This is a genomic window from Candidatus Pelagibacter bacterium nBUS_28, assembly GCF_051200915.1.
Taxonomy (GTDB): domain Bacteria; phylum Pseudomonadota; class Alphaproteobacteria; order Pelagibacterales; family Pelagibacteraceae; genus Pelagibacter.
Genome location: NZ_CP172844.1, coordinates 204,718 through 217,185, shown reverse-complemented (window position 1 = coordinate 217,185; position 12,468 = coordinate 204,718). Strand labels below are relative to the sequence as shown.

Sequence of the window (12,468 nt, the reverse complement as noted above, 5' to 3'; positions counted from 1 at the left end):
TTGGCGCGCCTGCTAGGAGTCGAACCCAGAACCTCCTGATCCGAAGTCAGGCGCTCTATCCAGTTGAGCTACAAGCGCATATGGTATTAATATTACATTTTATGGAGAAAAACATTAATTTTATAGTTGAAGAAAAAGAAAATAATCTAAGAGTTGATGTTTTAATCAACAAAAGAGAAGGGTTGATTAGCCGAACCAGAATTAAAAATTTAATTCTTAAAGAAAAACTAAAATTAAATGACGAAATTATTAAAAATCCCTCCAAAAAAGTTTTAACTGGTGACAAATTAAGCCTCAATATCCCAGAACCTCAAGAAGCTTCACTTAAACCCTATGATTTCAAACTAGATATAGTTCATGAAGATAATGACCTTTTAGTAATTAACAAACCAGCTGGAATTATTATGCACCCAGGTGCTGGAAACTACGACAAAACAATTGTTAATGCTTTAATGCATTATGATAAAAACTCACTATCAACTATTGGAGATGAACTTAGACCAGGGATTGTACATAGAATTGATAAGAATACTTCAGGTTTAGTTGTTGTTGCAAAAAATAATGAAACGCATGAAAACTTATCAAAACAATTTAGTGATCATACAATCACAAGAGTTTATCAACTTTTAATTTGGGGAAAACTAAGACCTTCATCTGGTGTAATTGACACTTTTATAACTCGAAGCTCAAAGAACAGACAATTAATGGAAGTTAGTCGATCGAAAGGTAAGCAAGCAATTACAAATTATAAAACGATTGAAATTTTTGAAAACGATAAAACTCCAACATTAAGTTTAGTAGAGTGTAAATTAGAAACTGGAAGAACTCATCAAATTCGTGTCCATATGACTTATCTGGGAAATAGTATTGTTGGAGATGATAAATATAAAAAAAAATATAAGAAGTTAAAAAATATTGATATGGGAATAGAAAGCTCTATTTCAAATTTAGATAGACAATTTTTGCATGCAAAAACTCTAGGATTTATTCATCCCAAAACTAATGAGGAAATAATTTTTTCCTCAATTTTGCCACAAGAACTAAATAATTTATTAAAAATGCTTAGAAATACTAGCGAATAAATCATTGAAAATTTAAAATAGTTAATTAAATAAATACAGTCATGAACGCAACTTATAATAACAACGTACCAGCTCTTTCAAATGAGGGAGGTCTCTCTGCATATTTAGAACAAATAAAAAAGTTTCCAATGTTAGCTGCAGAAGAAGAATATATGTTAGCTAAAAATTGGAAAACTACAGGAAATATAAAAGCAGCTGAAAAATTAGTAACAAGTCATTTGAGACTAGTTGCTAAAATTGCAATGGGGTACAAAGGATATGGACTTCCTGTGAATGAAATGATTTCTGAAGGTAATGTTGGTCTCATGCAAGCAGTCAAAAAATTTGAACCTGAAAAAGGTTTTAGATTAGCCACATATGCTATGTGGTGGATAAAAGCATCTATTCAAGAATATATATTAAGATCTTGGAGCTTAGTTAAAATAGGAACTACTACAGCTCAAAAAAAATTATTCTTTAATCTAAAAAAAATAAAAAATCAAATTGCTCCTCAAACTGAAGGTGATTTAAGAGACGAACATGTAAATGAAATAGCTAATAAATTAGATGTAAGTAAGGATGAAGTTGTTTCAATGAATAGAAGACTTTCTGGTAAAGAATTTTCATTAAACGCTCAAGTAGGTGAAGATGGAGATGAATGGCAAGATTGGTTAGTTGATAAAGAACTAGATCATGATTTAAAGTTTGCACACCAAGAAGAAATGGAGCAGAGAAAAGATTTATTAAAAAATTCAATCAAAGTCTTGAATGAAAGAGAAAAAGAAATTTTATATTCTAGAAGATTAAATGATAATCCAACAACTTTGGAAGATTTAAGTAAAAAACATAAAATTAGCAGAGAAAGAGTAAGACAAATTGAAAATAAAGCATTTGAAAAATTACAAAAACAAATGTTACTAATGGCAAAATCTAAAAACCTGCTACCAGTAAATTAAATATCAAAAGGATTTTCAACTAAAATAGTATCATCTCTTTCAGGACTAGTTGATACACTTGAGACTTTAGCGCCTATAAACTCTTCTACTGCATAAATATATTTTTTTGCATTTTCAGGTAAATCATCCATATCTTTAATACCATTAGTAGATGTTTTCCATCCAGGAAATATTTTATAGACTGGCTTTATTTTTAATTGATCTTCAACAGCAGCAGGCAAATAATCAATTTTTTTTTCGTCAAGTTCATATTCAACACACATTTTAATTTCATCTAGTTCATCAAGAACATCAAGTTTAGTAAGTGCAATACCATCTATACCTGAAATTTTTATTGTTTGTCTTACCAATACACCATCAAACCAACCACATCTTCTTTTTCTACTAGTCACAGTGCCAAACTCTTTTCCACGTGTACCTAATAATTCACCCACATCATCAGTTAATTCAGTTGGAAAAGGACCTTCTCCAACTCTAGTTGTGTAAGCTTTTGTAATTCCCAAAACATAATTAATTGAATTTGGGCCACATCCTGTACCTGTTGCAGCACTTGATGCAACCGTGTTAGAAGATGTTACATAGGGATAAGTACCATGGTCCACATCTAATAATATTCCTTGAGCACCTTCGAACAAAATTTTCTTTTTTTGTTTCTTAAACTCATCAATTTTTAACCAAACTGGCTGAGAAAACTTTAATATTTGAGGTGCAATTTTTAATAAGTCTGATTTTAGCTGTTCTTTTTCAAAAATTTTTTTTCCAAGACCTTTTCTGATCGCATTATGATGAACTAATACTGACTCTAATCTTTGATCTAAATTTTTTTCTGACCTTAGATCCATTACTCTTATAGATCTTCTGCCAACTTTATCCTCATAGGCTGGGCCAATACCTCTTCTAGTTGTTCCAATTTTACCTTTACCTGCAGCATCTTCTCTAATTTCATCCATCTCTCTGTGAAATGGTAAAATTAAGTTTGCTGCTTCAGAAATAATAAAATTATTGATGTTTACATCCACACCTTTTGATTTTATTTCATCAATCTCCTCTAATAATGCCCATGGGTCAACTACAACTCCATTTCCAATAATTGAAATTTTATTTTTTCTTACAATTCCAGATGGTAATAGTCTTAATTTATAAGTCACGCCATCAATTACTAATGTGTGACCTGCATTATGACCTCCTTGAAATCTAATTACTACATCAGCTTGCTCTGAAAGCCAGTCTACAATTTTACCCTTTCCTTCATCTCCCCACTGAGATCCAACTACAACTATATTTTTCATTACCTAAATTTTCTTTCTATATTAATTGTATGAAGATGATTAATTGGGCCATGACCTTTACCATATTTGGGATTAGTTTTAATTCCCAAACTTACATATTTAATCCCAAGCTCACAAGATTTCTTTATAGGTTTTCCACATGATAAAAAGGTGGTGATTGCACTAGATAAGGTGCAACCTGTTCCATGAGTATTTTTAGTATTATATCTCTTACTATTAAAAATTTTAATATCAGATTTTGAAACAAATATATCTTGGACATTGTTTGAGGGAAGGTGCCCACCTTTAATTAATACATTATTTGCTCCAATTTCGATTAATTTGTAAGCTGCAAAGATCATATCCTCTTTACAAGTGATAATCGTATTGGTTAATATTTCAGCTTCAGGAATATTTGGAGTGATTAATGACGCTCTCATTATCAATTTTTTTTTTAATAACTTAATAGCCTTATTATCTATTAATTTTGCTCCACCTTTTGCAACCATTACTGGATCAAGAACTATATTATTTATTTTAATATTTTTAAGAGAATTGATAACTGCCTCAATTACTTTAGTTGAATGTAACATTCCAATTTTAATCGCGTCAGGCTTAATATCTTTAGCTGTAAATAAAATCTGATTTACAATTTCTTCTGGTGGAATTGGGACTATTGATTTGACTCCCGTTGTATTTTGAGCGGTAATAGCCGTAATTGCAGTCATTGCATAAGATCCAAGAGCAGTAATAGTTTTAATATCAGCTTGAATTCCAGCTCCACCTGATGAATCAGATCCTGCGATGATTAACACTCTAGAATTAGGCTTCACTTTATTTTAGCTAAAATAATATTTAAACACTTTTCTAAAAGTTTTTTATTTTCACTTTCACCCATAACTCTTATTTTTGACTCTGTGCCTGATGCTCTTACCAGTATTCTTCCATTACCGTTCATTAATTTTTTTGCTTTTTTAATAGATTTTTTTACATCAGGTTTATTAATGATTGATTTATCTTTAACTAAAATATTTTCAAGAATTTGGGGAGTTTTTTTGAACTTGTTAAAGAAAGAACTAGCTTTTTTTCCTTTTCTTATTGCAAATAAAACTTCTAATGCCACTAACAACCCATCTCCTGTTGTTGCAAATTTACCTAAAATAATATGTCCAGATTGTTCACCACCTAAATTAAAATTATTTTTTTGCATTTGTTCTTTTACATATCTATCCCCAACATTTGCTCTAATAAATCTAATTTTATTTGTTTCAAAAAATTTTTCTAAACCATAATTAGACATCAAGGTTCCAATTACCCCACCCTTTAGCATTTTTTTATTTTTCCATCTAGTAGCTATAGCTGCAATTATTTGATCTCCATCAATTATATTACCAACTTCATCGCTCATTATAATTCTATCAGCATCACCATCTAAAGAAATACCAAGATGAGCTTTATATTTTTTAACTGCGATTTTAATTTTATTTGGATATGTCGAACCACAGTTTTTATTAATATTTGTTCCATTTGGATTTACACCAATTGTAATCACTTTTGCTCCTAAAGACCTCAGTAGCTCTGGTCCAGCTTTATAACCTGCACCATTTGCACAATCGATTACTATTCTAAGTCCTCTTAAATTAAATTCTTTTGGAAAATTTTTTTTTAAAATTTTTAAATATTCTTTTGTCCCACTTTCTAATCTTTTTACTCTACCTAATTTTTCAGGACTAGAAAGATTTTTGGAAATTTTTTTATCTATTAATTTTTCAATTTTTTTTTCAATTTTATCAGACAACTTCATTCCATCTGGACCAAACAGTTTTAAACCATTATCATTATGAGGATTATGAGAAGCAGTTATCATAATGCCCATGTTGGCTTTCATTGTTTTAGTAAGCATTGCTAAACCATTTGTTGGCATAGGGCCAAAAGTATAAACGTGCATTCCAGCTGAAGCTAATCCTGAAACAAGTGCGGGCTCAAGTGTATAACCAGATAATCTAGTGTCTTTAGCAATAATCGCAGTTTGTTTTATTTTTTTTTGAGATCTAAAATATGTTCCTGATGCTAATCCAAACTTAAAAAACATATCTCCATTAATATGTTTGCTATTTATTGTACCTCTAATTCCATCAGTACCAAAATATTTTTTTGTCATTAATTTTTAATTATTTTTCTGAAAACTTTTATACCTTGAAGTAATTCATTTACATCATGAATTCTTAAAATTTGTATACCCTGCATCATTAGATAAATTGAAGATGCTACTGTTCCTCCAATTCTAACTTTGCTATCATTTTTTCCTGCTATTTCTTTTATAAATCTCTTTTTTGAATTACCCACAAGTATAGGAAAACCTAATGAATGAAAAATAGAAATATTGCTAATAAGATTAATATTATGTTTCAAAATTTTTCCAAAACCTATACCTGGATCAATGATAATATTATTGTGTTTAATACCAATTTTTTTTAAATATTTAATTTTCTGTTCAAAAAAATCATAAATATCTAATAATTCATTTTTATACCTGGGCTTATTCTGCATATTCTCAGGTGTTCCTTTTGAATGCTGTATGACAAAAGGTATCTTGTATTTTTTTAAAACATTTATAGTTTCAGAGTCGTATTCCAATCCAGAAACATCGTTAATAATTTTTACTCCATACTTAATTCCTTTTTTCATAACATCAGATTTTCTGGTATCTAATGAAATTGGAATTTTTTTTGCAATCAATTGAATAATTTTATCTATTCTTTTCCATTCTATTTTATTATCTACTGATTTTGATCCTGGACGAGTAGACTCCCCACCTATATCGATAATATTTGCTCCTGAATTAAACATCTCTAAAGCATGTTTTAAACCTTTCTTGCTTGTATTAAACTTTCCTCCATCAGAAAAACTATCTGGCGTGAGATTCAATACTCCCATTATATTTGGAATCTGTAAAAAATTTAAATTTGAAAAATTTTTTTTTTTTGATTTTATTTTTTTTAAATCAAATTTGATTAATCTTTTTAATGATTTTGTGAGGCCATTAATCTTATTTATAGAAATTTTTTTTTTTGAAGTTCTTGATATTATTTCTATATGGTCAAATGAAATATTTTTATTACCATTAAGAGGAATCGCTTTATTGCTATCAACCAGCAATCTTGACTCGTTTCCATAATAGAAATTACACACCCTAGTGTAATATCTTCTCATTTGATTTGTTAATGAACTATTTTTGGTTTTAAACCCATAGCACCTAAGGCTGAGCTTTGATCATCATTTTCTTCAGGTTTTTCGACCACTTTGTCTTTCGGATATACATTTTTGTTAATTATATTCTCTATTTCTTCACCTGTTAAAGTCTCATAAGTAATTAGAGCTTTAGCAATTTTATGTAGATCATCAATTTTTTCAGTTAATATTTTTGTAGCCTGATTATAGCCTTCATCAACCAACTTTCTAATTTCTTTATCTATTTTTTGAGCTACCTCCTCTGAAACAGATTGTGTTTGCGTAACTGATCTTCCTAAAAATACCTCTTCTTGGTTTTCGCCATATTCAATTGGTCCCATTTCCTCACTCATTCCATATTTTGTAACCATGGCTCTAGCAAGTTGTGTGGCTTGATTAATATCTGATCCACTACCACCACCTGCTCCAGTAGAAATATTGTCCTTTCCAAATATTAACTCTTCTGCAACTCTTCCCCCGAAACACACTGCCATTCTAGCTTTTAGATATTTTATAGAATATCCATGCTTATCTCTTTCAGGTAAATTCATAACCATACCTAAAGCTCGCCCTCTTGGAATAATTGTTGCTTTATGTATTGGGTCATAGCTTGGCATATTAAATGAAACTAAAGCATGACCTCCTTCGTGGTATGCTGTTAATTTCTTTTCATCTTCAGTCATCACCATAGAACGCCTTTCAGATCCCATCATTACTTTGTCTTTGGCTTCTTCAAATTCAACTAAAGTCACAATTCTTTTATTTTTTCTTGCTGCCAATAAAGCCGACTCGTTTACTAGGTTGGCTAAATCTGCTCCTGAAAATCCAGGTGTGCCTCTTGCTATAGTTCTTAAATTAACATCAGGTGCCATCTTAATTTTTTTAACATGAACTTTTAAAATTTTTTCTCTTCCTATTATATCGGGATTTGAAACAACAACTTGTCTATCAAATCTACCTGGTCTTAACAAAGCTGGATCAAGTACATCTGGTCTGTTAGTAGCTGCAATAATTATAACACCCTCGTTAGTGTCAAATCCATCCATTTCAACTAACAGCTGATTTAAAGTTTGCTCTCTTTCATCATTTCCTCCACCTAAACCTGCGCCTCTACTACGACCAACTGCATCAATCTCATCTATAAAAATTATACATGGTGAATTTTTTTTACCTTGTTCAAACATATCTCTGACCCTTGAAGCACCAACTCCAACAAACATTTCAACAAAATCTGAACCTGAAATAGTAAAAAATGGAACATCAGCTTCTCCGGCAATTGCTCTAGCCAATAATGTTTTACCAGTTCCAGGGGGTCCAACCAATAAAGCTCCTCGGGGAATTTTTCCACCTAGTCTACTAAACTTTTTTGGATCTTTCAAAAATTCTACAATTTCTTCCACTTCTTCTTTTGCTTCTTCAACGCCGGCAACGTCATTAAATGTAACTTTTCCTTTAAGCTCATTCATCATTTTAGCTTTTGATTTTCCAAATCCCATAGCCCCACCTTTGCCACCTTGCATTTGTCTCATAAAGAAAATCCAAACAGCTATTAGCAGCAACATTGGGAACCAAGATAAAAGAACTCCAAACAATGAAGGCATTTTTTCTTCTAAAGGTGAAGCAGAAATACTTACTCCTTTGTCTGATAATTTTTCAATTAAATTCGGATCATTAGGTGAGTAAGTTGAAAATGAATTGCCATTTGAAAATACACCTTTTATGTTATTTCCTTGGATCTCAACTTTTAAAACTTCTCCGTTTTCAACAGAGGTTAAAAATTCAGAAAAAATTATTTGATTGCCACCTCTAATATTTGATTGAGGGTTTTTAAACATATTATAAAGACCAATAGTTAGGAATACAATAATTCCCCACATTGCCAGATTTTTTAAATTCATAGTGATAAGATAATAATTATTGTGAGTTAAACAAGTGACAAAATATCATTAATTAAATGAATTTTGTTACTCTTTGGACAAAATTATGGTTTCATTAACCTTTTTAATAATACATCCTCCTAGAGTAACTTTAAAGGAAGATTTAGAGTTAATTAAGTCGACAACTTTATCAATTTTTTTTCCTCTGACAGCATAATATTTCTTACCTACAATTTTAATTACCTCAGCTAAAGACCTAAATATAACTTCATTTGACTGAGAAAAAAAATTTTCCTTTAGAATAACATTATTTTTTTGGCTTAAAATTGTTACATTGTCCTCTAAGTTTTTTTTAGTATAAAATTCTATATTCTCATTTGCAAATTTAAGATTTTTAATTGTTAAAAAAAACTTTTTTCTATCAAAACCCTCTAAACTTAATTGTTTTAAAAAATTTCTTATTTTTACCCTTTTAAAATTATTATCTTCATTTGATGGGTCTTTAATATATGATCCAAAAATATAATTACTTATATATATTAGATCTTTTTTATCTATTTTGATTAAAGGTCTAATCAAATTAATCTGATTTTTATGTGTCTCTTTATCTAGTGAGATTAATCCCTTTAGACCACTGCCTCTTAAAATTCTTATAAAAAAATTTTCAAATAAATCATCTAAATGATGACCAAGTAAAATATTTTGTATTTTATACTTTTTTGCAAAATCGGTTAATAGCTTGTATCTTTTTTCTCTAGCAATCGATTGTATATTTTTTTTTGGTTTAGCACCCTTCCAGGTTAAAATATGTAATTTTATAGAAAAATTTTTTAATTTTTTTTGAACAGATTTTGCTTCTAAAGTAGAGTTTTTTCTCAACTTATGATCTACCATAAAGTATTTAATGTCTATAGATCTTTTAATTGAATAAATTTTTGCTAAAAAAGATAATGCAAGACTATCTGGACCACCTGAAACAGCTATAATAAAATTATCTTTGACTGGTAAGTTACTTTCAAATTTTTTGTAAATTTGAAGAGTTCGACTATCTTTTAATTTATCTAATAAAAACTTACGAGTCTTCTTTGATACATTCAAATTTTTTAGACTCATATTTTGCTTTTTGAATTACTGATTGATTGGCTTTAGGATATTGCAACTCTACTCCATTTATCATTTTACATCCTTGGTCTTTTTCTCCAATTTGAACCATTGATACACCAAGCTTTAACAAATTTATAGGCGCCTTAATACCTTTTGGATATTTTTGATAACCTTCTAAATAAGCTGACGCAGCATCAGTGTAAAGTTGTCTTATTCTAAAAGTTTCTGCATACCAGTACTGAGCACTGCCAGCTAGTTCGTGTTCACTATTAGAAAGTACAAATTCTCTAAAAGCTCTTTCAGCTGTACTATAGTCTCCGACCTTTAAAAAACTTGTCGCAAATTCATATTGTTTTTTTGGTGATAAATCTTGTGGCAATATTTTTTCCTCAGCTTGAAAAGTTTCTGTCACAACAGTTGCAGTAGTATCTACAGATTGAATTTGTTGCGATGTTTCAGACGTTTCAGTATCTTTATAGGAAATTGTACCAAGATCTTGTGGCTCGAACTCCCTGGTAATATTTCACTTTTTGTTGTATCTGTTTTTGGCTTAGAGGATAATTGTGTGGTACTCTCGCCCGAACTTATCGAAGACTCTATATCTTGAAATCTTATCTGATTATCAGCCTGAATTTTTGACAATCTATTTGATAATTTATCGAGCTTAAAATTAATTTCTTCAAATTTATTAGTTAATTGTCGAAATTGATCTTCAACTTCAGATAATTTTAATAAATGCCTCGTTAGTACATCCTCTGAGTTACTATCTAGCACAATATTTGACTGTTCATTAGTTGAAGTCTTTATTTCGATCGAACCAGAATAAACTGCTCTCTCAAGAGTTTTGAGATCATTCTTAATAATTTCTAAAGTTTCATAAATGTTATGATTATCTGAAAAAGAATTTTGTAAAAAACTTAAATTAAATAAAACTATGAATATTAATTTTAATGTAAATCTCATTAATGTTTAGATTTATGGTTATAAAAATGGCAAAAAAAAGACCCTAAAACTCTTACGCTTTAGGGTCTTTAAATTTAATTCTTTAATTTGCTTTAACAGTTACAGATCTTCTATTTTTTGACCAAGCTAAAGGATTGGAACCAGCATCCACTGGTCTTTCTTTTCCATAACTTAATACTGAAATCCTGTCTGAAGATATTCCGTAAGTCATCAAGTAATCTTTTGCAGAGTTAGCTCTTCTTTCTCCAAGTGCTAAGTTATATTCTCTTGTTCCTCTTTCATCAGCATGTCCCTCTAGAACTACGTTAATGCTAGAATTTTTTCTTAACCAAGCTGCTTGGGCTCTTAATGTCTCTCTTGATGCTGTTGTTAATACAGTTTCGTTTGTTGCAAAGAAAACTCTATCTGGAACACCATCAGCTAAATATTCAACTGTGTCAGTTCCTGTATAAACATCACTTTGCATTTGACCTTGTATTGAATCAATTGCAACTTCTTTTTTTGTTGCACATGCAGATAAAACTAAGCATGCTGCTAAGATTAAAAGTGTGTTTTTGTAAATTTTTCTTAATATCATTAAATTGCTCCTTGCTGCTAATTTCAATTTCTTACTTTTTCACAACTAATTAGAGGTTTCAAGTTAAAAAATCAAGTAATTTAAACTAATTACTTAATAAAGATGACCATGATGGGTCTGAAGCATCTGTCTGGGTTTGAACTAAACGTTCATTATAGCCAGTTAAATCTATTGACCATAGCTTAGCAGAAAATCCTTCACCTTTTGCGTTAGTTTTTGTTTCTCTATAAAAAATTAAAACTCTTCCATTTGGAGACCAAGATGGCGCTTCCTGATAATAATTTTCGGTTAACAATCTTTCACCTTTTCCATCCGTCCTCATTACTCCTATATAAAATTTTCCTTTATGTAATTTGGTAAAAGCTATCAAATCTCCTCTAGGTGACCATACAGGTGTACCATATATTCCATTTCCAAATGAAATTCTTTTAACATCACTTCCATCATTTTTCATAATATAAATTTGTTGGTACCCACTTCTATCAGAATTAAAAGCGATGAATTTTCCATTTGGAGAATAAGACGGCGAAGTATCAATCGAAGGATGATTGGTAATTCTTTCAACCAATCTATTTTCTAAATCCATCGTGTAGATGTCTGACTTTCCATCTTTAGCAAAACTCATTATTATTTTTTTACCATCTGGAGAAAATCTTGGTGCAAAAGTCATTCCAGGAAAATCACCTACGACCTCTTGTGTTCCAGTTTCAATATCTAGTAGATACACTCTTGGTAAATTTTTAAAGTAAGACAAATATGTAACCATCTGACTAGTTGGATTAAATCTCGGAGTTAGTACCAGTTCATTTCCAAGTGTAAGAAATTTGTTATTTGCACCATCTTGATCCATAATTGCTAATCTTTTTTTTCTTTGTGTTTTTGGACCCTCTTCAGCAACATAAATTATTCTTGTATCAAAGTATCCTTTTTCTCCTGTTAATCTCTCATAAACTTTATCTGAAATAATATGACCAACTCTTCTCCAGTTATTTGGGACTGTGGTAAATGCTAGCGCCATCATTTCTTTAGCAGCCAATACATCCCACAACCTAAACTCAACTCTTAATTTTTCATCAACATACGTCACTTTGCCTGTTATAAGCGCTTGAGCTTTAATTAAATTCCAATCTTCAAATCTAGGTTTTAAATTTGCAATATCCGGTGCTTGTAAAAATGCATCTTTACTTATTGGATTAAACAAACCAGATGTTCTTAAATTATTTTCAACTATGATTGAAATTTCAGATCCTATATTTTCTTTTTTGAGGATTTTTTCAAAACTTGTTTTTGATTTATCATCAATTGACAAAGGTGATACTGCTAATGGAAGTGGGTTTAAATTTCCTCTAGTGATATCTACTTCAATTAAAGCAAAAGCCTTAATTGGAAATGTAATCATTAAAAATAAGATAATTAAATTTTTTTTCATTT

The 12,468-nt window shown here is 30.1% G+C and carries 10 protein-coding genes, 1 tRNA gene and 1 pseudogene; 2 read left to right on the top strand and 10 right to left on the bottom strand.

The genetic code is table 11. The features are described from left to right. Nucleotide 1 precedes the first annotated feature (1 nt). Nucleotides 2-78: transfer RNA gene (locus ACIJYC_RS01105), tRNA-Arg, on the bottom strand. A 23-nt stretch (nt 79-101) separates the two neighbouring features. Here ACIJYC_RS01105 and ACIJYC_RS01100 point away from each other — a divergent pair. Together ACIJYC_RS01100 and rpoH are read left to right on the top strand one after the other, a co-directional pair. Beyond that, complete coding sequence (locus ACIJYC_RS01100) at nt 102-1,082, top strand: RluA family pseudouridine synthase (protein WP_435166842.1); 981 nt, start codon at nt 102-104, stop codon at nt 1,080-1,082. Nucleotides 1,083-1,123: 41 nt separating this feature from the next. Then, nucleotides 1,124-2,017, top strand: coding sequence for an RNA polymerase sigma factor RpoH (gene rpoH / locus ACIJYC_RS01095; RefSeq protein ID WP_435166840.1), 894 nt, complete (start codon nt 1,124-1,126; stop codon nt 2,015-2,017). Here the strand turns inward: rpoH and ACIJYC_RS01090 are convergent. The 9 genes and pseudogenes from ACIJYC_RS01090 to tolB all read right to left on the bottom strand — a co-directional run bounded on the left by ACIJYC_RS01090 (nt 2,014) and on the right by tolB (nt 12,466). After that, nucleotides 2,014-3,306, bottom strand: coding sequence for an adenylosuccinate synthase (locus ACIJYC_RS01090; protein WP_435166837.1), 1,293 nt, complete (start codon nt 3,304-3,306; stop codon nt 2,014-2,016). The genes rpoH and ACIJYC_RS01090 overlap by 4 nt on opposite strands. Next, entirely contained in the window at nt 3,306-4,118 is an 813-nt protein-coding gene (gene thiD, locus ACIJYC_RS01085) for a bifunctional hydroxymethylpyrimidine kinase/phosphomethylpyrimidine kinase (RefSeq protein WP_435166835.1), read from the bottom strand. The genes ACIJYC_RS01090 and thiD overlap by 1 nt, the downstream gene beginning before the upstream one ends. Then, nucleotides 4,115-5,446 (bottom strand): phosphoglucosamine mutase, encoded by a 1,332-nt coding sequence (gene glmM / locus ACIJYC_RS01080; protein ID WP_435166832.1) that lies wholly within the window; start codon nt 5,444-5,446, stop codon nt 4,115-4,117. The genes thiD and glmM overlap by 4 nt, the downstream gene beginning before the upstream one ends. Beyond that, nucleotides 5,446-6,498 (bottom strand): dihydropteroate synthase, encoded by a 1,053-nt coding sequence (gene folP / locus ACIJYC_RS01075; RefSeq protein WP_435166829.1) that lies wholly within the window; start codon nt 6,496-6,498, stop codon nt 5,446-5,448. Before folP ends, glmM begins: the two co-directional genes overlap by 1 nt. 8 nt (nt 6,499-6,506) lie before the next feature. Then, nucleotides 6,507-8,420, bottom strand: coding sequence for an ATP-dependent zinc metalloprotease FtsH (ftsH, locus tag ACIJYC_RS01070; RefSeq protein ID WP_435168066.1), 1,914 nt, complete (start codon nt 8,418-8,420; stop codon nt 6,507-6,509). Between the two features lie 60 nt (nt 8,421-8,480). Next, on the bottom strand, nt 8,481-9,506 hold the full coding sequence (gene tilS, locus ACIJYC_RS01065) for a tRNA lysidine(34) synthetase TilS (RefSeq protein WP_435166826.1): 1,026 nt from the start codon (nt 9,504-9,506) through the stop codon (nt 8,481-8,483). Continuing rightward, a pseudogene (ybgF, locus tag ACIJYC_RS01060) lies at nt 9,466-10,460 on the bottom strand (tol-pal system protein YbgF). The gene tilS and the pseudogene ybgF overlap by 41 nt, the downstream one beginning before the upstream one ends. A gap of 82 nt (nt 10,461-10,542) precedes the next feature. Further along, nucleotides 10,543-11,037: a peptidoglycan-associated lipoprotein Pal gene (gene pal / locus ACIJYC_RS01055; RefSeq protein WP_435166823.1), complete on the bottom strand. Its 495-nt coding sequence runs from the start codon at nt 11,035-11,037 to the stop codon at nt 10,543-10,545. A gap of 85 nt (nt 11,038-11,122) precedes the next feature. Then, nucleotides 11,123-12,466, bottom strand: coding sequence for a Tol-Pal system beta propeller repeat protein TolB (tolB, locus tag ACIJYC_RS01050; RefSeq protein WP_435166820.1), 1,344 nt, complete (start codon nt 12,464-12,466; stop codon nt 11,123-11,125). Between the last annotated feature and the right edge of the window lie 2 nt (nt 12,467-12,468).